At 62.9% G+C, this 21,942-nt stretch carries 17 protein-coding genes and 1 pseudogene; 16 read left to right on the top strand and 2 right to left on the bottom strand.

Translation table 11 applies throughout. The annotated features are described in order from the left end of the window. Nucleotides 1-427 precede the first annotated feature (427 nt). Entirely contained in the window at nt 428-865 is a 438-nt protein-coding gene (locus BLT66_RS18620; protein ID WP_092759865.1) for an HU family DNA-binding protein, read from the top strand. Between the two features lie 116 nt (nt 866-981). Continuing rightward, nucleotides 982-1,344 (top strand): H-NS histone family protein, encoded by a 363-nt coding sequence (locus BLT66_RS18615; protein WP_092759863.1) that lies wholly within the window; start codon nt 982-984, stop codon nt 1,342-1,344. A 738-nt stretch (nt 1,345-2,082) separates the two neighbouring features. On the opposite strand, the gene BLT66_RS18610 is transcribed toward BLT66_RS18615, so the two are convergent. Next, a complete protein-coding gene (locus BLT66_RS18610) occupies nt 2,083-2,985 on the bottom strand; it encodes a LysR family transcriptional regulator (RefSeq protein WP_092759861.1) in 903 nt (300 codons plus the stop codon). A 96-nt stretch (nt 2,986-3,081) separates the two neighbouring features. Between BLT66_RS18610 and BLT66_RS18605 the strand changes: the two genes are divergently transcribed. Continuing rightward, the gene (locus tag BLT66_RS18605; protein ID WP_092759859.1) at nt 3,082-4,620 is read left to right on the top strand and encodes an MFS transporter; all 1,539 of its coding nucleotides are present in this window, start codon (nt 3,082-3,084) and stop codon (nt 4,618-4,620) included. Nucleotides 4,621-4,705: 85 nt separating this feature from the next. On the opposite strand, the pseudogene BLT66_RS18600 reads toward BLT66_RS18605, so the two are convergent. Further along, nucleotides 4,706-6,253: pseudogene (locus BLT66_RS18600) on the bottom strand (IS3 family transposase). Nucleotides 6,254-6,536: 283 nt separating this feature from the next. Here BLT66_RS18600 and BLT66_RS18595 point away from each other — a divergent pair. From BLT66_RS18595 to BLT66_RS18535, 13 genes are read left to right on the top strand one after another with little or no spacing between them, the layout of a single operon-like run. After that, a complete protein-coding gene (locus BLT66_RS18595) occupies nt 6,537-8,231 on the top strand; it encodes a DUF1302 domain-containing protein (protein ID WP_218922629.1) in 1,695 nt (564 codons plus the stop codon). Between the two features lie 59 nt (nt 8,232-8,290). Further along, nucleotides 8,291-9,640 carry a DUF1329 domain-containing protein gene (locus BLT66_RS18590; protein WP_092759855.1) on the top strand — a complete coding sequence of 450 codons (1,350 nt, stop codon included), beginning with the start codon at nt 8,291-8,293 and terminating at the stop codon, nt 9,638-9,640. Between the two features lie 15 nt (nt 9,641-9,655). Then, nucleotides 9,656-10,708, top strand: a complete 1,053-nt coding sequence (locus BLT66_RS27440) for a WD40/YVTN/BNR-like repeat-containing protein (RefSeq protein WP_143029246.1) — start codon at nt 9,656-9,658, stop codon at nt 10,706-10,708. Continuing rightward, nucleotides 10,705-13,116, top strand: coding sequence for an efflux RND transporter permease subunit (locus tag BLT66_RS18580; protein WP_092759851.1), 2,412 nt, complete (start codon nt 10,705-10,707; stop codon nt 13,114-13,116). Before BLT66_RS27440 ends, BLT66_RS18580 begins: the two co-directional genes overlap by 4 nt. A 12-nt stretch (nt 13,117-13,128) precedes the next feature. Beyond that, complete coding sequence (locus BLT66_RS18575) at nt 13,129-13,596, top strand: VOC family protein (RefSeq protein WP_218922628.1); 468 nt, start codon at nt 13,129-13,131, stop codon at nt 13,594-13,596. Nucleotides 13,597-13,629: 33 nt separating this feature from the next. Next, nucleotides 13,630-14,913: a histidinol dehydrogenase gene (gene hisD / locus BLT66_RS18570; protein WP_092759849.1), complete on the top strand. Its 1,284-nt coding sequence runs from the start codon at nt 13,630-13,632 to the stop codon at nt 14,911-14,913. A 10-nt stretch (nt 14,914-14,923) separates the two neighbouring features. After that, the gene (locus BLT66_RS18565; protein ID WP_218922627.1) at nt 14,924-15,691 is read left to right on the top strand and encodes an SDR family NAD(P)-dependent oxidoreductase; all 768 of its coding nucleotides are present in this window, start codon (nt 14,924-14,926) and stop codon (nt 15,689-15,691) included. A gap of 17 nt (nt 15,692-15,708) precedes the next feature. Beyond that, nucleotides 15,709-16,704 carry a fumarylacetoacetate hydrolase family protein gene (locus BLT66_RS18560; protein ID WP_092759847.1) on the top strand — a complete coding sequence of 332 codons (996 nt, stop codon included), beginning with the start codon at nt 15,709-15,711 and terminating at the stop codon, nt 16,702-16,704. Further along, the gene (locus BLT66_RS18555) at nt 16,701-18,548 is read left to right on the top strand and encodes a phytoene desaturase family protein (RefSeq protein ID WP_092759845.1); all 1,848 of its coding nucleotides are present in this window, start codon (nt 16,701-16,703) and stop codon (nt 18,546-18,548) included. The genes BLT66_RS18560 and BLT66_RS18555 overlap by 4 nt, the downstream gene beginning before the upstream one ends. Next, on the top strand, nt 18,545-19,486 hold the full coding sequence (locus BLT66_RS18550) for an NAD-dependent epimerase/dehydratase family protein (RefSeq protein WP_092759843.1): 942 nt from the start codon (nt 18,545-18,547) through the stop codon (nt 19,484-19,486). Before BLT66_RS18555 ends, BLT66_RS18550 begins: the two co-directional genes overlap by 4 nt. Beyond that, on the top strand, nt 19,483-20,409 hold the full coding sequence (locus tag BLT66_RS18545; RefSeq protein WP_092759841.1) for a VOC family protein: 927 nt from the start codon (nt 19,483-19,485) through the stop codon (nt 20,407-20,409). The genes BLT66_RS18550 and BLT66_RS18545 overlap by 4 nt, the downstream gene beginning before the upstream one ends. 3 nt (nt 20,410-20,412) lie before the next feature. Further along, nucleotides 20,413-20,757, top strand: a complete 345-nt coding sequence (locus BLT66_RS18540) for a Rieske (2Fe-2S) protein (protein ID WP_092759839.1) — start codon at nt 20,413-20,415, stop codon at nt 20,755-20,757. Between the two features lie 13 nt (nt 20,758-20,770). After that, nucleotides 20,771-21,928, top strand: a complete 1,158-nt coding sequence (locus BLT66_RS18535) for an alpha/beta hydrolase family protein (protein WP_092759837.1) — start codon at nt 20,771-20,773, stop codon at nt 21,926-21,928. Nucleotides 21,929-21,942: the final 14 nt, after the last annotated feature.

Raw genomic sequence — 21,942 nt, 5'->3', positions numbered from 1 at the left:
ATGCAGCCACCCATGCCGGGAACTGCACATCGATAGCGCGATGTCATATGAGCAGTAGGAGATTCTTGCCAAGACATCAACGAGTTCACGCGGTATGCGCCCAATCGTTTGGGCAGTTTGGGGATACGTAGTTTCTAGTTCTTGGGGTGTCAACAGAACGAATCGGCCGTCCTCCCACTCCATGCCTTTGACAATGGAGTCCTCCGTAACGGTTCATGTCCAGTCTTTCTGATGAACCTACGATTTCATCTTCCCTTGTCGCTCAGTTCTACCTGGCAGATTTCTAAGTTCGACGGTCTTGCTTTCAGCTCGGCGGCGAGTACCCTGTGCAGATCGTTACGCTAGATTGGTGAGCACATTTGCGTTGCCTCTAAAATAATTTTGCGACCCAATCGGGTCTGCGTACCTAACCAACGAATGAGATTACATGGCAACCACCAAAAAAGCACCCGCCAAGACCGCGGCACCTGTCAAGAAAACCACCGTGGCCAAGAAAGCCGCACCGGCTAAAGCGGTCGCTGCCAAAGCAGCTGTCGAGCCGGTCAAGGCCAAGCCTTTCAAAGACAAGCTCAACAAAACCCAGCTGACTGCGCATCTGGCGGCAGCGTCTGGCGTAGAGCTCAAGGGCGTGCGTGCCGTGCTAGCCGCTTTGGAAGCGACGATGCTGGCATCGCTGCACAAAAAGGGGGCTGGCGAGTTCGCCATTCCTGGCCTGGTGCGCGTCGCGGCCATCCAGGTGCCGGCCAAGAAGGCCCGCAAAGGTATCAATCCGTTCACCAAGGAAGAGCAGGTTTTCAAAGCCAAGCCTGCCACGGTGAAGCTCCGTGCGACCTTCTTCAAGAAGCTCAAGGACGCGGCGGTTTAAACCAGTTGCCCCTGCTTCGTAGGCTAGCGCTATAAGGAACAGGAAATTTGACCCGAGCAAAGGACGCCATGTGCGTCCTTTCTCTTATGCTTCAACATTCTCCTTCAGGAATATCTATGACAAAGACTCTGCTCAGTATCCAAAAGCAAATCGACAAGCTGCAAAAAGAAGCCGCATCCATCCGGGAGAAGGAAGTCGGAGGCGTTATCGAGCGGATCAAGGTCGCCATTGATTTCTATGGACTCACCGTAGAGGACCTCTTCGGGAATGTTCCGCGGGCGGTCAGCAAACGCAAGGGTAAGGCCACTACCGGCACTCCCGTCCGCGCAGCCGCCGGCAAGAAAGCGAAGTCGAAGGGCGTCATCAAGTATCGGGACGAGGCTGGCAATGCTTGGACTGGGCACGGCATGCGGCCACGCTGGTTCAAAGCAGCGTTGGAGAGCGGCAAGACCCCTGATGATCTGCTGGTGAAACCGTAAAACCATAACCGTCTGGCTTGACGATACGCTCAAGGCTTTCGAGGACGACCTCTTGTCAGCCGAGAGCGTGCATACATATCTAGTCCGCTTGTATCCGCGAACATGGGCTTGAGTCTGTTTCAGGGCCATTATCCCCCCAACATGTGAAGCGGGCGCAGGGCAGTGACTAATGCCACCCGCAGCACATCGTGAGCGAAGCAACTGCGCCGCCGTAGAGCAGACTGCTGGCGAGTCCCGGAAGGAGGGGAATAACAGTCGCCGTAGTGGATGCAAACGTGAGTGCCGCATCGACACCGCAATCTTCGTCCACGAAGAATACTTCGATTTCGATGCAGCTTACGCAAGCGATGTCGCCGTCGGTATCGGAAAATCGGTGGAATGCACGGGCGATTTTCGGTAACGAAGCATTTCCGAAACCTAACCAGTTTTCGTCACCGTCTACCTTCGATAACGTGGTTGCGACAGAAAGGGGCCAAGCCCCTGGAACCACTTCGATAGTCGTTTCCCTACGTGGACGAAGTCATGTCGGTATCGAAGTTGTGATTTACGGTAACGATGCAATCTTCGAGAACGAGATGCATTTCGCACCTTCGATATCCATAAGTATTCGCGGGAGTTGATTTCTGAACCGTTTTGGTCAACGCTTAGACCAGTGCTCTCGCGTAGTTCAGTTAGTAGCTTCCGTGCGTCAAATGGCTGGTCAACGAATAGAGAGACCCCTGGGGGCGCCGTGGATGGTTACTCCGTCGCAGCCAGCAAACGCGGCGCCATGAAGTCCACAAACGCCCGCAGCTTGGGCGAGAGCTGGCGGCTGGCGGGCCACAGCATCCAGAACTGGCCTCCCAGGTCGCCGTATTGCGCGAGCACCGGGCTGAGTGCGCCACTGCTCAGCGCGTCGCGGACCAGAAAGTCGGGCATATAGGCGACGCCCAAGCCGGCGATGCAGGCCTCGCGCATGGCCTCCATGTTGTTGCAGACCAGCGTACTGGGCGCCGTCAACACTTCGTCTTCGCGTAACACCCATTCCTGCAGCTTGCCACTGCTGGGGAAACGAAAGCGCAGGCAGGCATGGTCGGCCAGATCGTTGGGGGTGGCTGGCATACCGTGCTGCGCCAGATAGGCCGGTGCGGCCAGCAGCATCAACCTAAACGGCCCAAGCCGGCGCGCCAGCAGCCCGGAGTCGGCCAGCTCGCCGCTGCGGATGGCGACATCCAAGCCGTCTTCAATCACATCGACCAAGTGGTCGTTGAAGTCCAGGTCCAGCTCGATGGCCGGGTAGCGTTGGCTGAATTCGGGCAGATGCGGTAGCAAAAAACGGTAGCCGATCACCGGCAGGCTGACCCGCAAGCGGCCCTGCGGCGCCTGGGCCGACTGCTGCATCATCGCCCGTGCGTCGGCCAGGTCGTCCAGGATGCGGCGCGCCCGTTCGCAGAAGATTTCGCCCTCGGCCGTGAGTCGGATGTGGCGGGTGCTGCGATGGAATAGGCGCACGCCCAGTTGCGTCTCCAGCTTGGCCACGTTCTTGCCCACGGCCGAGGCGGAGATGCCCAGCAGCCGCCCCGCGGCGACAAAGCTGCACGCGTCGGCCGCGCGCACAAACGAGGTAAGCCCCACCAGATTGTCGAAGCTATCTTCGGCCATTCACAACTTTCAGTCCGTAAAGAGTAGAGCTTAGGCCACTTTGTCAATGATTGCAGCGCCAATACGATGGCCATCTGATTATTCCAATGGACCACCATGGCTTCTGCTTCTGTTCTGTATTCATCCCGGCGCCAGCGCATTGCGCTGCTGGTCAGCGTTTGTCTGGCAGCCTTGGCCATGCCGCTAGCCTTCACCGGGCCGGCCTTGGCCTTGTCGGCCATCCACCAGTCGCTGGGCGGCAGCCCGGTGCAGCTGAACTGGGTGACGAATGCCTTCATGCTGGCCTTCGGCGCCTGCCTGATGGCCTGCGGCGCGTTGGGCGACGCGCATGGGCGCAAGAAGGTGTTCCTCGGCGGGTTGGCGCTGTTCGTGCTGGCCTCGCTGGCCTGGGGCGCTGCGCCCAGCATCGTCTGGCTGGATCTGCTGCGCCTGTTGCAAGGCCTGGGTGGCGCAGCCGCATTTGCTGGCGGCTCGGCAGCGCTGGCGCAAGCGTTTGACGGCGCCGCCCGCACCCGCGCCTTCAGCCTGCTGGGCACCACCTTCGGCGTGGGCCTGGCGTTCGGCCCGTTGCTGGTCGGGCGGCTGATTGAAGCCCAAGGCTGGCGCAGCTTCGGCCTGCTGTTGGCGGCCGTGGGTGGGCTGGCCGCCGGCATCGGTGCGCTGTGCATGCGAGAGTCGCGCGACCCGCAGGCCTCCGGGCTGGATGTGCCGGGTGCCGCGACTTTCACTGGGGCGCTGGCGCTGTTCACTTTTGCGGTGCTGCAGGCGCCGGTGTGGGGCTGGGGCAGTGCCTGGAGCCTCGCGGTATTTGCTGCGTCGGCGCTGCTGCTGGCGGCCTTTGTTGCCACCGAGCGGCGGGTGGTGCGGCCTATGCTGGACCTGAGCCTGTTCTGTTATCCGCGCTTTGTCGGCGTGCAGTGCCTGGCCGCCGCGCCGGCCTATGCCTACGTGGTGTTGTTGGTGTTGCTGCCGCTGCGGCTGGTGGGCGTGGAAGGCTATGGCGCGGCCGAAGCCGGGCAGGCGCTGCTGGCCTTGTCGGCACCGCTGCTGGTGCTGCCGCTGCTGGCGGCGTATCTGACGCGCTGGTTCTCGGCGGCGGCCTTGTGCGGCAGCGGGCTGCTGGTGTGTGCGGCCGGCCTGCTGTGGCTGGGCCAGTGCGCACCGGGCACACCAGCGGCAGCGCTGGCCCTGCCTTTGCTGCTGATTGGCAGCGGCATCAGCCTGCCCTGGGGGCTGATGGATGGTTTGGCGGTCAGCGTCGTGCCGCGCGAACGCGCCGGTATGGCCACCGGCATCTTCGGCACGGTGCGCGTCGCTGGTGAGGGCTTGGCCTTGGCGGTCGTCGGCGCGGTGCTGGCGACCCTGGTCGGCCATGGCTTGGCGATTGCGGCTCCCGGCGTGGCCGACAGCGCAGTCTCGCAAGCCGCCCAAAGCCTGGCCACCGGCGGCCTGGCGCAGGCGCAGGCCTTGCTACCCGGCCTGAGTACCGAGATGGTGTTGCAGGTCTATGGCATGGCTTTCAACTATCTGCTGTATGGGCTGGCGGGGGTGACGGTGCTGACGGCGGTGGTGGTTTTTGTGTTTCTACGTGAGAGGCCGGTGGTACGGGAGCCAGTTGTGCTGGGCAAGGCTTGAACTACGTTCGCAGCACTTTCGTATATCTGTCATCTTCAGAACTCACAGGCGACTATGGGGGGGCGGATAAAAACTTGGACTGGTTTTATGCCGCTAGCCCGAGGCTCACCCGGAATTCGATGGGGCTGAGAGAGCCTAGAGAGATCTTGATCCGCTTCTCGTTGTACCAGCGGATGTAGGAATCTACCACCTCAATGAATTGTTCAACGGTGGTGCTCTTCCAGTCCCGAGGATAGAACAGTTCGGTCTTCAGCCGACCGAAGAAGCCTTCGCAGGCTCGCGCTATAGGGCGAGCAGGCCTTGCAAGACATGGAGCGAATGAGGCTTGCGTCGCTCATTCTTGATAGCCAGCCTGGCCAGCAGTAGTGGTCGCCACGATCGGAGTGAACAACATGCCGATCGGTGGTTTCTGCCACCGTCTCGATGGCAGCATCCAACATCGTGTTGACGAGTTCTGCGTCTGGGCTGGTTCCAACGGTCCAGCTCACCACCATTCCATCGAAGCAATCGATGATGGGTGACATGTACACCTTGCCCGCAGGGATCTGGAACTCCGTGATGTCCGTGAGCCACTTCTCATTGGGCGCCGCGGCCTGGAAGTCGCGGTTGATGATGTTCGCAGGCGCTGGACTGATCTCATCGAGGTAGGACGCGTACCTGCGCCGCTTGGGCTGTGCTACAGCCAGGCTTTCCTGCTTCATCAATCTCTGCACCACCTTCTCGGAAATGGGGCGTGCTACCTGGTCAGAGACGCCTGCAACCTGCAGCCTGCGGTAGCCGTAGCAACGATGGTTCCACTCGAAGATGTCGGTAATGGCTTGCCGCACCGAGAGGTACTTGTCCCCCACCGTGGTGCGCACCCGATGGTAGGAGTACGAGCTACACGCAAGACCCAACTGGGCAAGGAGCTCTGGCAGGCCATAGTGCTCTCTGAGGGCGTCAATCAGCAGTGTCTTCTCCCCCGGTTGGTCAGGAGTTGCAGATCGACGCCCAGGCCTTTTTTTAACAGTTCATTGGCCTTGTTCAAGAGGTCCCGCTCGAGCGGTAGTTGCCGGATGTCGCGCTGCAGCGATTCAAGCTGGCGCTCAAGCTCAGCCCGCTGTGGCGCTGGCGGTGAGTGACTGGTGTGTTTCATGGATGCGGGTGCTTCACGTCCCAGAAGTTGGTTCTTCCAGTTGTACAACGTTGGCCGGCACACACCTAATTTTTTGGCCACAGCCTGCGCGCTCTCTTGCCGGGTGCAAAGCTCCACGACGCCCGCTTGCTTTAACGTTTTGAGGTAGCTTCGCTGACCAACACTGCCCACAACGGCTCTTCTGGCCTCAGGAATGGCCTCACGAACCCATGCGGTCAACGTCCCACGACAGGGGTAGCCCAGGGTCCTCATAGTGGCAGCAATGCATCGATCGTGGGTGAGGTAGTGCTCGACAGCCGCCTCCTTCTGCGCCTGCGAAAACTTGTGCTCCCGGCCTGCATAGCCCACCCGCAAGTCGAGCCGCTGCTGGTACTCGCGGTACCAGCCCTTTAGGGAATTCTTGGTGGGGTAACCCAGCTGACGGATGGTTGGCCTGACGCGTTTGCCGAGCTTGACGTAGAGCTCGACGGCTCGAATTCTGTCTTCGTAGGAATACATGGACTACCTCCTGATAGTCCAAGTTTTTGTCCGCATCCCCCTTTTTCTGGATGGAAATCAACAACATCGAGCCCTTCGGTTCGAGTTCGATGCAGTTCAGTTTAATCATTTGATTTCATCAATAGATGCATGTGAAAACATTTGATTTTCAGAATGGTGTCTGAAATCTACGATTGCGCCAGATCAAAAAAATGACTGCGGTGTAGGGTCTTTGATGCCCTATCCGAATAGTTGTCCTGCGCCAAAGAAGCGCACTTTTTCGAAGCCCAAGAGGAGACAAACTGTGAATTCTGAAATTCCCCGTCGCGGCCCCGTCCGCATTGATAGGCCCATGCCGCGTGCGGCACTGGCCGCAGCAGCACTGCTTGGTTTTGCCGGTATGTCGGTCCAGGCTTTTGAGCTGCAGACCGAGAATCCGGACCTGAAAGTGGTCTGGGACAACACGTTTAAGTACAGCAGTGGCTTTCGCTTGACGGGGTCCTCACAGTCGATTGTGGGCGGTGCGAACTACAACACCAGTTCCAGTAGCTACTTCCCCAATACTGACGACGGCAGCCGCAATTTCAAACGGGGGTTGGTTTCAAATCGACTCGATATTTTGAGCGAACTGGACGTGACGTACCAAAACGTGGGCGTACGTGTATCGGCGGCCGGTTGGTATGACAGCGTTTACCACCGCAGCAATGCAAATGATTCTCCGGGGACGGCTAACCCTATTTCGAGCGCCTACAACGAGTTCACCCAAGCCACGCGCCAGTTGCATGGAGGCGATGCGGAGATTTTGGATGCGTTTGTATTCGGTAAATTTAAGCTCGGAGACAAGCCAGCTTCGGTGCGCTTGGGCAAGCACACGCTGCTGTATGGTGAGAGCTTGATGCTGGGTGCCAACGGCATTGCTGCGGCGCAGGCTTCCATTGACGTTGTCAAGGCCGCTAGCGTGCCGAATGCACAGTTCAAAGAATTCATGATGCCGATCAACCAGTTGTCGGGTCAGGTGCAAATCACTCCCGATGTGATGGTGGGGGGGTATTACATGCTGGACTGGCAGGGGGACCGCCTGCCGGCCTCGGGCAGCTATTTCTCCGCCATGGATTCAGTCGGCACTGGCGGCGAGCGGCTGATCGTCAGCTATGCACCCGGCGTCGGCAACGTCAGTTTTTACCGTGAGGCCGACATGAAGGCCAAGAAAAGCGGGCAGGGTGGTTTGCAGCTGCGCTTCCATGGTGGTGAGGTGGATTACGGTTTGTACGCCGTGCAGTGGAACGACCACGGTCCTTCGGGCCTGTACCTGAAACCGGGGGCGACCGTTGTCAGCGCCAGTGGCATGCAAATTGGTACCTACCAGTGGGCGTTCCACCAGGGCATTCGCGCAGTCGGTGGCAGCTTCAGCACCACCATGGGCAGCGTCAACCTGGCGGGCGAGGCATCGTTGCGCACCAATCAGCCAATGGACAGTGATGCCCAGGTAGATCTGAGCGGTGCCGACAACAGCGCGAATCCCTTGTACGCGGTGGGTAAATCAGCCCATGCCAATCTCAGTTGGATCGCCAGTTTGGGGCCCAACTGGTTGGCCCGCGAAGCGGATTTCGTGGGTGAGGTGGCCTGGAATCGCCGTTTATCGATCTCCAAAAATGCTTCGGCTTTGAATCCCAATGCCGCGCGAGACGCGACGAACGTTCGCTTTGTGTTTGAGCCGAAATACCGCCAAGTGACCCCCGGCGTGGATATCAGCGTACCGATCGGTGTGGGGTATGGCATATCGGGCAATTCTTCGATGGTCGGAGCCTTTCTGGGCAAGAAAACCGGCGACTTCAGCATTGGTCTAAATGGCTCTTACCTCGATGTTTGGCGCTTTGGTATCAATTTGACGCATTACTTCGGTTCAGCCGGGGCATTCATTGAAAACGGCCATCGCTCGTACAAGCAGGCCTTGGGTGACCGCGACTACCTGTCGCTCAATGTGCGCCGCACTTTCTGATTCAGAGCTCGGCAGGTCGGCCTGCGGAGCCAATCCTCCATCCCCATAGAGATAAAACCATGTTCAAAATGAAACTGTTGCCCTTGGCCGCCTTATTGTTGGCCGCCACCCCCGCAGTCTGGAGCGCTGTCAGCGCAGACGAAGCAGCCAAACTCAAAACGGAATTGACCCCGCTGGGTGCCGAGAAAGCCGCCAACAAGGACGGCAGCATCCCGGCCTGGACCGGTGGCTACACCACGCCGATTCCGGGCTTCAAGAACGGCGGCAAGCGTGCCGATCCGTTTGCCGCCGACAAGCCGCTGTACCAGGTGACGGCGAAGAACATGGAACAGTACGCCGACAAGCTGACGGACGGCGTCAAGGCCATGCTCAAGAAATACCCGGACAGCTTCCGCGTTGACGTGTACCCGACCCGCCGCACTGCGTCCGCGCCCCAGTGGGTCTACGACAACACCGCCAAGAACGCCACCAAGGCCGAGCTGAAGGACCTGGTACCGGTGAATGCCTATGGCGGCATTCCGTTCCCGATTCCGAAGAGCGGCGCCGAGGCTATGTGGAACCATGTGCTGCGCTGGCGCGGCGAGGCCTGGCATGTGGTCGTCAAGGGCGTGCAAGGCACCTCCGACGGCAAGCAGGTGGTCACCGGCGTTGGCTCGGGCGATTTCCAGATGCCGTATTACTTCAAGGACGGCAGCGCCGAGAAGTTCGACGGCAACCACTGGTCGATCCGCATCCTCACCACCGGCCCGGCGCTGCGTGCCGGCGAGGGCATCGTCGGGCGGCAGAACGTCAATGGCGACAAGACCCAGGTCTGGGTCTACATCACCGGCCAGCGCCGGGTACGCAAAGTGCCTAATGCCTGCTGCGACACGCCGACCCCGAACAGCGCGGGCGTGGCCACCTTCGACCAGACCGATGTGTTCGACGGCCGCATGGACCGCTTCGACTGGAAGATCGTCGGCAAGAAGGAGATGCTGATTCCCTACAACGGCAATAAGCTGCTGGCGGCGTCCGAGGCCGAGGCCATGCTGCCGCACCACCTGAACCCGAATGCCATGCGCTGGGAACTGCACCGCGTATGGGTGGTGGAAGCGAGCGTCGCCGCCGGCAAGCGCCATTTGTCGCCTAAGCGCCGCTACTATCTGGACGAGGACACCTGGATCGCCACCCTGGCTGACCACTGGGACGCTAACGGGCAGCTCTGGCAGATGGGTTTTGCCAACCCGGTGGTGATGCCGGACCTGCCCGGTACCACCTCGCCGCAGCAGTTTGGCTTCTATGACCTGCTGTCGGGCGCCTGGTACTACGACAGTGCCTTGAACGATGCCGCCGAGCAATACAAGGTGATGCCGCGTTACCCGGACACCACTTTCACGCCGGAAGCCCTGGCGGGCGAGTCGATTCGCTGAAACCGGGCCGAAACCATGTCCCGTTCGAAGTTTTTGCTGGGCCTGGCCCTGGCAGGGGTGGCAGCACTGGCCCAGGCCGGCTTGCCCGTTCCCTTGGAGCGCCCGGCGACGGTCTTGCGCCAGGTGAACCAGGCGGCCCTGCTCGGCCTGGCCCAGGCGGGCTCGCGCGTGGTGGCAGTCGGCGAGCGCGGTGCCGTGCTGCTGTCGGATGACGCCGGCTTGAGCTGGCGGCAAGCCGCCAGCGTGCCGGTCAGCGTCACCCTGACCGCGGTGCAATTCGTCAATGCGCGCACCGGCTGGGCCGTCGGGCATTACGGCGTAGTGCTGAAGAGCGAGGATGGCGGCGAGCACTGGAGCCGCCAGCTCGACGGCCGTGGCGTCGCCAAGCTGATGCTGCAGGACGCCCAGGCCCATGGCAGCACGAAAAACCAGACCGAAGCCCTGCGCATGGTGCAGGAGGGCGCCGACAAGCCCTTGCTGACCATGCACTTTGTGAACGAGCGCGAAGGCCTGGTGGCCGGGGCTTTCAATATCCTGTTGCAGACGCTGGACGGCGGTGCCACCTGGCAGGCCATTGCATCACGCCTGGACAACCCCAAGGTCGCGCATCTCTACGCCCTGTACCGCGATGGCGCGCAGCTGCTGCTGGTGGGCGAGCAAGGCCTGCTGCTGCACTCGGCCGACGGTGGCCAGCACTTCGAGCGCATCGCCACACCCTACGCTGGCAGCTACTTCGGCGTGACGATCGAAGCCAGCGGGGCCTGGCTGGTCGCCGGGCTGCGTGGCAATGTGCTGCGCAGCACCGACAGCGGCAGAAGCTGGACCGCGCTGGCCAACCCGGCGCCCGTCAGCGTGACGGGGCTGCTGCGTGATACCCAGGGGGGCCAAGGCACGCAAGCGGTATGGCTGGCCAACCAGGCCGGGCAGCTGCTGACGCCCGAGGTCGGCAGCAACCGGCTCAGGCTGGTTCGCACCAGCAGCTCCCAACAACCCGCCAGCCTGCTGCGGCTGGCCGACGGCACGCTGCTGATGGCGGGCTGGAACGGCATTGCCAGAGTGACACCATGAAACCCGCAATTTCCATGAGCGCCGCCGAATTGGCGCAAGACTTCGACCCCCGCTCGGGCTCGCTGGTGGAGCGCGCGCTGTTCAACCATCGCGGTGTGGTGCTGCTGGTATGCGCCATGGTGACGGTGCTGCTCGGATGGTCGGCCTTGCGCTTGCAGTTCAACGCCAGCTACGAAAAAACCATTCCGCAAAGCCACCCCTACATCGCCAACTGGATGGCGCATCAGGCCGACCTCAAGGGCCTGGGCAATGCGGTGCGCATCGCCGTGGCTAACCCCAAGGGGGAGATTTACGACGCGGCTTACCTGGAGACGCTGCGCAGCCTGAACGACAAGCTGTTCCTGATGCCCGGCGTGGACCGCGCGGCCATGAAGTCGCTGTGGACGCCGAATATGCGCTGGACCGGTGTCACCGAAGAGGGGCTGGAAGGCGGCCCGGTGGTGCCCGACGGCTACAACGGCCAGGCCGACAGTCTGCAGGCCTTGCGCGCCAATGTGCAGCGCTCGGGGGAGATCGGCCAGATCGTCGCCTTCGATGGCCAGTCGAGCGTGATCTTTCTGCCCCTGCTGGCCCAGGACGCGGCGGGCAAGAAGCTCGATTACGTGGCGCTGTCGCAGCAGCTGGATGCGCTGCGCACCGAATATGAAGCCAAGGGCCTCACGGTGCACATCACCGGCTTCGCCAAGATCGTCGGCGACCTGATCGCCGGGCTGCGCCAGGTGCTGGGCTTCTTCGCGGTGGCGATCGTGATCGCCGCGGCCATGGTCTACGGCTATACCCGCTGCCTGCGCTCGACCGCCCTGGTGGTGGCCAGCTCGCTGATCGCCGTGGTCTGGCAGCTCGGCCTGCTGCCGGTGCTTGGCTATGCGCTGGACCCGTACTCGATGCTGGTGCCGTTCCTGGTGTTTGCCATCGGCATGAGCCACGGCGCACAGAAGATGAACGGCATCATGCAGGACATAGGCCGGGGTACACCCAAGTGGATTGCCGCGCGCTACACCTTCCGCCGCCTGTTCCTGGCGGGGCTGACCGCGCTGCTGGCCGACGCCGTGGGCTTTGCGGTGCTGCTGGCCATCGACATCCGCGTGATCCAGGAGCTGGCGATTGCCGCCAGCATCGGCGTGGCGGCGTTGATCTTCACCAACCTGATCGTGCTGCCGATCCTGCTCAGCTATACCGGCGTGAGCCCCGGTGCGGCCGCGCGTAGTGCGCAGACGGAACGCGACTTCGCCGCCGCGGGCGCGCATGAACGCAGTGGTTTTTGGCATGCGATCGAGCGCTTCACCGAGCGCCGCTGGGCCCTGCCCACCGTGCTGGCGTCGCTGGCACTGGCTGTTGGCGGCTTTGCGGTCAGTCGGCATCTGGCCATTGGCGATCTGGACCCGGGTGCGCCCGAGCTGCGCGCCGACTCGCGCTACAACCGGGATGTCGGCTTTGTCAACGCCCACTATGGCGCCAGCAGCGACGTGTTCGCGGTGATGGTTAAAACCCCCGACGGCGCCTGTGCCGACTACGACACCCTGATGCGCGTCGATGCGCTCGAATGGCAGCTGCGGCAACTGCCCGGCGTGGAGTCCACCAGCTCGCTGGCCCGCCTGAACCGCCTGATGCTGGCCGGTCTGAACGAGGGCCACCCCAAGTGGTTCGAGCTGATCCCGAACCAGGCCATGCTGAACATGGTGACCGGCAATGCACCGCGCGGCCTGTACAACGAGACCTGCAGCCTGCTCACCGTCAATGCCTTTCTGAAGGACCATAAGGCCGCCACGCTCAGCGCCGTGGTCGACAGCGTGAACAGCTTCGCGGCCGCCAACGACGGTGCCAAGGCCCAGTTTCTGCTGGCAGCCGGCAGCGCCGGCGTCGAGGCCGCCACCAATATCGTGGTGCGCGAGGCCTGGCACCGCATGCTGTTCCTGGTGTATGCCGCCGTGGTGGTGCTGGCCTTCGTTACCTTCCGCTCCTGGCGCGCGGTACTGGTGGCCGTGCTGCCGCTAATGCTGACCTCGGTGCTGGCCGAGGCGCTGATGGTGGCGCTGGGCATGGGCGTCAAGGTGGCGACCTTGCCGGTGATTGCGCTGGGTGTGGGCATCGGTGTGGACTACGCGCTGTACATCCTGAGCGTGATGTTGGCTGAGCTACGTAAAGGCGCGAGCCTGGCCCAGTCGTACCGGATGGCCCTGCACTTCACCGGGCGCGTGGTGCTGCTGACCGGTTTGACCCTGGCCGTGGCGGTGGCCACCTGGGTGTTTTCGCCGATTAAGTTCCAGGCCGATATGGGCGTGCTGCTGGCTTTCATGTTCCTGTGGAACATGCTGGGCGCCTTGCTGGTACTGCCGGCCCTGTCGCACTGGCTGCTGAAGCCCTTGGCGCAGGCCCAACCCGTGGCTTCTGTGCTGCAACCCGCTTAAGAGCTATTGCCCATGACCGAATCCCTGACCTGTGCCATTGGCCCCTTGCGGGCCCACCATTTCGGCATCAGCGTGCCCGACCTGGGCGAGGCCATCGCCTGGTACGAACGCATGCTCGGCTTCACGCTGGAGGAGCGGGTGTTCATCGCCAAGATTCCGGCGCATATCGCCTTTGTCAAACGCGGCAGCTTTCGCATAGAGATCTTCGAGGTCGAAGGTGCGGCCGCGCTGCCCGAAGACCGCCGCACGCCGAATCTCGACCTCAAGACCCATGGCAACAAGCACATGTGCTTCGAGGTACCGGATGTGCCCGCTGCCGTCACGGCCCTGCGCGCCGCCGGGGCCGACATTGCCTTCGAGCTGACGGTGGACGGCAACCCCACGGCCTTTGTGCGCGACTGCGCGGGCAACCTGATCGAGTTTCTGCAGCCTTTTGAATCCCGCCCAGGCCACCCAGGCCACCCAGGTCGCTCAGCCTGAGCCGTCACTTTTTATTTTTGATAGGAGAACCCCATGATCCAGCATCTCAAAACCGGTAAGCCTGCTCAGTTCAAGGCCGACATCAACACACAAGTGCGCGCCACCGTGGAAGGCATCCTCGGCGACATCGAAAGCCGTGGCGACGCGGCGGTACGCGAATACAGCGCCAAGTTCGACAAATGGTCGCCCGAGAGCTTCCGCCTGAGCCAGATCGAAATCGATGCCTGCATCGCCTCCCTCAGCCCGCAGGCGCTGGCCGACATCCAATTCGCCCAGGCCCAGATACGCCGCTTCGCGCAGATCCAGAAGAGTTCCATGCACGACGTGGAGATCGAAACCCTGCCCGGCGTGGTGCTCGGCCACCGCAACATCCCGATGAACTCGGTGGGCTGCTACATCCCCGGCGGCAAGTACCCGCTGATCGCCTCGGCCCACATGAGTGTGCTCACCGCCAAGGTGGCGGGTGTGAAGCGCATCATCGCCTGCGCTCCGCCGTTCGACGGCAAGCCCTGCCCCGAGATCGTTGCCGCCATGCACCTGGCCGGCGCGGACGAGATCTACTGCCTGGGTGGTGTGCAGGCTGTGGCCGCCATGGCCATCGGCACGGAAACCATCAAGGGCGTGGACATGATCGTCGGCCCCGGCAACGCCTATGTGGCCGAAGCCAAGCGCCAGTTGTTCGGCCGCGTCGGCATCGACCTGTTCGCCGGCCCGACCGAGACCATGGTGATCTGCGACGACACGGTGGATGCCGAACTGGTGGCCGTGGACCTGCTGGGCCAGGCCGAGCACGGCCCCACATCCCCCGCCTATTGCCTGACCACCAGCAAAAAAATCGCCGCCGAGCTGCCCGCCGCCATCGAAGCCGTACTGGCACGCCTGGACACCGCACCCATCGCCAGCGTCTCCTGGCGCGACTATGGCGAGATCATCCTCTGCGACTCCGATGAGGAGATGCTGGCCGAGTCCGAGCGCCTGTGCTCCGAGCATGTGCAAGTCATGACCCGGGACCCGGACTGGTTCCTGCAGCGCATGACCAACTACGGTGGCCTGTTCCTCGGCCATCGCACCAACGTCAGTTACGGCGACAAGGTGATTGGCACCAACCACACCCTGCCCACGCAAGGTGCGGGGCGCTACACCGGCGGCCTGTGGGTGGGCAAGTTCATCAAGACCCATACCTACCAGCGCGTGCTGACCGACGAAGCCTCGGTGGCGGTGGGCGAGTATTGCTCGCGCCTATGTGGCTACGAGCACATGAGCGGCCACAAGGAGCAGGCGGATATCCGTGTTCGTCGATTCAAAATCGTTGCTTGAGAAGGTGAGCATGATGCGTATGTTGCAAGGCCAGGTAGCCGTGGTCACCGGCGGTGCCGGCGGCATCGGCGAGGCGATTTGCCGCGGGCTGGCCGGTGCCGGTTGCGCCGTGGTGGTGGGCTACAACAGTTCGCAGGGGCCGGCGCAGGCGCTGGTCGACAGCCTGCCTGCCGTGGACCTGCCGCATGCGGCACTCAAGGCACCGGTGACGGACAGCGCAGCCCTGGCAGTGCTGGCGACCGAAGTGCAGGCCCGCTACGGCCGCTGCGACATCCTGGTGAACTGCGCCGGCACCACGCGCTTTGTCGCTCATCCGGATCTGGATGGTCTGGATAACAGCTTGATAGACCAGATATTGACGACCAATGTGCGTGGCCCGTTCGCGGCCGTGCGGGCCCTGAAGCCCTTGCTGGCCGCGCCGCGCGCCGAGGGCGGCACGGGCCTGGTGGTCAACATCTCGTCGATCGCGGCGGTCAGCGCCATGGGCAGCAACATCATGTACTGCGCCTCCAAGGCTGCGCTGGACAACATGACCAAGTCGCTGGCGCGCGCGCTGGCGCCGCAGATCCGCGTGCTGTCGGTATCGCCGGGTCTGGCCGATACCGATTTCGTCAAATCCCTGGACCCGGCCTGGCGCAACGAGCAGGCCGGCCGCACGCCGCTGCAGCGCCTGGCCCTGCCCGAGGAAGTGGCTGCTGCCGTTCTGGCGGCCGCCACCCATCTGACCTTTACCACTGGCGCGGTCATTCCCGTGGACGGTGGTCGCCCATTGGCCTAAACCGAGAAAAACATCTTATGAAACTCGCCACCCTCAAAGACGGCAGCCGCGATGGCCGCCTGGTCGTGGTCTCCAAAGATTTGCGCCGCGCCGCTTTCGCCGAGTCTGTTGCGCCCACCCTGCAGTACGCCATCGAGCATTGGGCGGCTACGGCACCCGGCCTGCAGTCGCTCTACGAGTTGCTGAACGCCGGCCGGGCATTGGTCGATTTTGCTTTCGACCCCGCCCAGGCGATGGCGCCGCTGCCGCGCACGCACCAGTTTGTCGATGCCTCGGCCTTTCTCAACCACGGCAAGATCATGGAGCAGGCCTACCAGCTCAGCATCAAGAAGACCGCTGGCATTCCGATACTGGTGCAGCGCCAGAGCGACGACTTTGCAGGCCCCTACGACGACTACCCGTTTCCCACCGAAGCCGACAACGGCGACTTCGAAGGCGAGTTTGCGGCTGTCGTCGACGACATCGCCATGGGCAGCAGCGCCACGCAGTGCGAAAGCAAGATCCGGCTGCTGATGATCCTCAACGACGTCAGCATGCGCACCCATTTGTTCCGTGAACTGGGCATGGGCTTTGGTTTGATAAACGCCAAGCCTGCCACCGTGTTCGGCCCGGTGGCCGTCACGCCCGACGAACTCGGCGACGCCTGGCATGGCGGGCGGGTGCACTTGGACATGCACGTCAGCCGCAACGGCGAGTGGTTCGGCCACCCGAACGGACGCGAGATGGATTGGAGCTTTGGCGAACTGCTGGCGCACCTGGCCTACAACCGTAATCTGCGCGCCGGCACCATTCTGGGCTCGGGCACGGTATCCAACCAGGCGCACCGCAGCGTGGGCTCAGCCTGCCTGGCCGAACGCCGGGCGGTGGAGAAAATCGACAGCGGCGACTCAAGCACGCCGTTCCTGAAGTTCGGCGACCGCCTGCGCTTCGAGGTACAGGATGCGCAAGGCCAATCCATCTTCGGGGCGATCGAGCACCGCTTCGTCGCGACATCTCAACAGGACGCTATATGAGCAACAACTACGACATCGTCGCCATGGGCGCCGGCCACAACGGCCTGGTGGCCGCGGCCTATCTGGCCAAGGCCGGCAAGAAGGTGCTGGTGCTGGAGCGCAAGAGCTACCCCGGCGGCGGGGTCTCCACGCGCCAGCTCAACACGCCCGGCTACTGGCACGACGAGCACAGCAGCGTGCACATCATGATTCAGGGCAACCCCATGCTGCGCAACGATGAGCTGGGTTTGCTGAGCCAGCATGGCCTGAAGTACCACTACTCGCCGGTGCCGCACGCCACCATCTTCCCCGACCAGTCGGTGCTCTACACCTACAAGGACGTGGACAAGACCTGCGAATGCTTCTCCAAGGTGTCGCAAAAAGATGCCGACACCTACCGCGCGTTCGTCAAGATGAGCCAGGGCGTGCTGCAGATGTTCATGCCCGGCCTGTATTCGCCGCCACCGCCGCTGGGCGAACTGGTGGCCATGTTGGACCGCAGCGACGAAGGCAGGCTGATGCTGGACTACATGAATCGTGACTGCCTCGACCTGGTGAACCAGCTCTACGAGAGCGACAAGATCAAGATCCACTTGCTGCGCCTGGTTAGCGAAAACCTGCAGGCCCCCAATGAGCTGGGCACCGGCATGGGCGTGCTGCTGATGCCCGGCATCATCCACACCTACGGCGTGAGCCAGCCCATCGGCGGCAGTGGCAAGCTCACCGAATCGTTGGTGCGCTGCATCGAGAGCCATGGCGGCGAAGTGCGCTGCAATGCCGAGGTGGCGAAGATCATCACCAGCGATGGCCGCGCCAAGGGTTTGCGCCTGAGCAGCGGTGAGGAGATCATGGCACGTGACGCGGTGATCGGCGCTATCCACCCCCATGTGCTGCGCAAGTTCATGGACGGGGTGCCCGAGCCGGTGATGAAACGCGCCGAGCGTGCCACGCTGGCGCCGTTCTCCATCATGGTTAGCCACTATGACCTGAAGGAAAACGTGCGCTACTACGCCGACAAGGACGTGGGCCTGGCGACCATGCTGGAGTTCATGGCGACCGACAAGCTCGACGAGATGCTGGAAGACTTCGACGGCTTGAAGCGCGGCCTGATCACGCCGCGCAGGCTGTGCGCGGGCGGGGACGAAAGCATAGGCGATAAGACCCGGGTGCCGCCCGGCGCAGGCATGTTCCACGGCATCACCTTCGCGCCCTATAAGCTGGCCGATGGTAGACAGTGGGACGACGTGAAGGAAGAGATCGGCGACCTGTCGCTGGCGCACTACCGCAAGTTCATCAGCAACCTCAGCAGCGACAACATCATCGCCCGCAGCATCGTCAGCCCGCTGGACCTGGAGCGCAGCAGCCCCAACAGCATGATGCGCGGCGACTTGCATGGGGTGGCGCCGTACTTCTACCAGAGCGCCGGGCACCGGCCCACGCCCGACCTGGGCCAGTACACGGTGCCGGGCGTGGAGCGCCTGTACCTGGCCGGGCCTTTCCAGCATCCGGGCGGCGGGGTCTACGGTGCCGGCCGGGCCACGGCGATCAAGATGTTCGAGCAGCTCGGCATGGACTTCGGCAGTGTCGCGGGTGGCAGCCGGCAAGACAGCGGCGTGCCCGCCACCATCGCCGCTGCCAAGAAGGAAGGCATGATCCTGCGCGGCGCCGCCGACGAAGAGTTGATGCACGTCGAGTCGATGAACCGCGTTGGCAACGAGCTGGTGATCAAGGGCAAGAGCTTCGGCACCATGCCGATGGAAGCCCGGCTCGACGCCGATTCGGCACGTGCGGGCTTGAAGATGCTGGGCCTGTCCAAGCTGGCCTTCCTGGCGACGCTGCCCTTCCGCAAAGGGGGCGAACGATGAGCCATGTCGTCGTTACCGGCGCACAGGGTTTTGTCGGGCAGGCGCTGGTTCAACGGCTGCTGGCCGATGGCCTGAACGGCCAGGCCGTGCAGCGCATGAGCCTGATGGACGTGGGCTTCGACGCGCCGCATGCCGATGCCCGCGTGGCCCAGTTCGCCGGCAGCATTGCCGATGCTGCCGTGCGTGCTGCAGCCTATGCGCGTCCGGTGGATGCGGTATTCCATCTGGCCAGCATCCCCGGCGGTGCGGCAGAGAAGAACTACGCCTTGGGCCGCAGCATCAATCTGGATGCGACCCTGGGCTTGCTGGAAGATCTGCGCGGCCAAGCCAAAGCTCCGCGCTTTGTGTTCGCCAGCACCGTTGCCGTCTATGGCGAGCAGTTGCCGCCGCAGGTCGACGAAGCCACCTTGCCCGCCCCGGCCCTGACCTACGGCGCGCACAAGCTGATGGGCGAATATCTGGTGGCAGATGCTTCGCGCCTGGGCTGGGTGCAGGGCTGCTCGCTGCGCCTGCCCGGCGTGGTGGCGCGGCCGGGAGACGGGGCCGGAATGATGTCGGCCTTCATGAGCCAGCTGTTCTGGAAGCTCGGCCGAGGTGAGTCCATCACCGTGCCGGTGTCGCCCGAAGGCGTGGCCTGGTGGATATCGGTCGGCGCCTGTGTCGACAACCTGCTGCACGCCGCCTGTGTGGACCCGGCCCGACTGTATGCCCGCCGCAGCTACCAGATGCCGGTGTTGCGCCTGACCGTGGCCGAAGTGGTGGAGGCCCTGGCGCAGCGCTTCGGCGCGGACCGCCGGGCCCTGGTGACCTACGCGCCCGACCCCTTCATCGAAAAGCTGTTCGCGGCTTACCCCCCTTTAGCTACCCCGCAGGCCGAGGCTCTTGGCCTGGTCCATGACGGTTCGGTGGATCAACTCATTACCAGGAGCATGGCATGAATATCGTTGGATTGGAGACGCTGGTCTTCGGCGTGGAAGACATGGCCGCAGGGCGGCAGTACTTGCTGGACTACGGCTTGAAGGAGATCGACGCCTCGGCCGTGGGCGGCACCTACGAGGCGCTGGACGGCACGGCAGTGGTGCTGCGCCACGCCAGCGACCCGGGCCTGCCGGCAAGCAATGCGCCGTCGCCCAACCTGCGCGAAACCGTCTACGGCGTTGCCGACGCGGCCACTTTACGCGCCCTGGCCGACAACCTGAGCGCCGACCGCGAGATGCGCTTCGACGACGAAGGCTCGCTGCACACGCTGGACGACGGCGGCTATGCGATTGCCTTTTGCATCACACGCCGCCGCGCCATCGTGGCGCCGCACATCGGCATCAATGTGCCGGGCCAGGCGCCGGGCCGCGCAGCCAATGTCTGCGCGGCAGACAAGGCCGAGAAGATCCTGCCGCGCTCGCTGTCGCACGTGGTTTACTTCGTGCCCGACGTGGCCAAGGCCGAGGCCTTCTACCAGGACCGGCTGGGCTTTCGCGTCACCGACCGCTTCATCGGCCTCGGCCCGTTCATGCGGCCCCAGGGCACGCTGGACCACCACTGCCTGTTCATGATCCAGAGCTTCAACTCCCACATGGTGGGAATGAACCATTTCACCTTCCATCTGGGCTCGGCCAACGAGGTGCTGCATGCGGGTTGGCGCTTTGCGCAGCAGGGCTACAAGAGCTTCTGGGGGCCGGGTCGCCACATCATGGGCAGCAACTATTTCTGGTACTTCAACAGCCCCTTTGGGGGCACCATGGAATTCGATGCCGACATGGATCTGCACGACGACAGCTGGAGCCCGCGCGCCATGCCGCCGGGCTCGGACAACTCGCAGATCTTCCTGTTCCAGCATGCCCCGAAGTGGGCTCCGGGCGAATAGGCGATGCGAGCCCTGTGCCGTCTTAACGATGTGCCCGACGGTGCCGCCCGCGGCCTGCTGCGGCGCGGCAACGACGACCAGGTCTTCGCGCTGCGCCAGGGCGATGCGGTGCGGGTCTGGCTCAACGACTGTCCGCACAACCACCGGCCGCTGGAGTACCGGCAAGACCAGTTCCTGTCGGCCGACGGCCAGTACATCGTCTGCTATGCGCATTCCGCGCATTTCGACCGCGAGAGCGGCTACTGTTTTGCCGGACCGTGCGAAGGCCGAAGTCTGATTCCGGTGCCCTCCAATGTGGTCGACGGCGTGGTGTGGATTGGCGCCGAGTTGCCTACGATTTTTGATTGAAAGAGAGATTGCGATGTTCCAGTATTTCCCCACCAATTACGTGTGGAGCCTGTCCACCATGATCGCCCTGACGCACGGCGGTAACCTCGGCGAGGTGGATGCCATGTGCGCGCCCATTCTGGAGGCGTCCCGCGCCGGTGACGACATCGGTACGCATGCATTCTTCGATACCTGGAAGGGCGGCGGCGACAAACTAATTGCCTTGGCCGATGACGATCTGCGCAAGGGCCACAAACTGTCTGCGGGCGAAAAGCTGGGCCGCGCGGGCCTGTATTACTGCATTGCCGAGCGCATGCAGGCTCATGGTTTCGAGGCACGGCTGGCCACCTACCAGCGCTCGCTGGAACTGTTCGCCCAGGCGCGTTCCTTGGCCCGAGAAAACTGCGAACGGGTGGAGATTCCTTTTGAGGGTAAACATCTGGCTGGCCTGCTGGTGCGCGCAGAAAACACCAGCGGCCCGGCACCCATCGTGCTGGTCATAAACGGCCTGGACAGCACCAAGGAGATGCTGCAAAAAAGCGTGATGGGCACGATGTTTGCCCGGCGCGGCCTGTCGGCCTTGTTCATCGATCAGCCCGGCACCGGCGAGGCCTTGCGCCTGCACGGCATGCCCGCGGTGCACAACACTGAAGTCTGGGCATCGAAGATCGTGGACTGGCTGGAACAGCAGCCGTTTGCCGATGCCCGGCGCATCGGCGCGCTCGGTGTTTCGCTCGGAGGCTATTACTGTCCGCGCGCCGTGGCTTTCGAGTCGCGTTTCGCCTGCGGTGCCGTCTGGGGTGCCAACCACGACTGGCGTGAGGTGCAGCAGGCGCGCTTGAAGCGCGAAGGCGAGAACCCGGTGCCGCATTACTGGAAGCATGTGCAATGGGTTTTCGGCGCGAGCGATATGGACGACTTCCTGGCCAAGGCCGAGGCCATGCACCTGAACGGTGTGCTGGACCGCATCCGCGTGCCCTTTCTCGTCACCCATGGCGAAAGCGACCGCCAGATCCCGCTGAAGTACGCGCACCAGACCTTCGCGCAACTGGTCAACAGTCCGAAGAAAGAGCTGATGATTTTTGACGAAAGCACGGGCGGTGTGGAACACAGCTCGCTGGACAACCCGAACAACGCGGGCAACCAGATCGCCGATTGGCTGGCCGAGCAGCTCGGCGGCACGACAGCCTGAAGAATAGCGGAGGA

The sequence above is a fragment of the Rhodoferax sp. OV413 genome (genome assembly GCF_900104385.1).
Classification (GTDB): Bacteria; Pseudomonadota; Gammaproteobacteria; order Burkholderiales; family Burkholderiaceae_C; genus Rhodoferax_B.
This window is presented reverse-complemented; position numbering and strand designations above follow the sequence as displayed.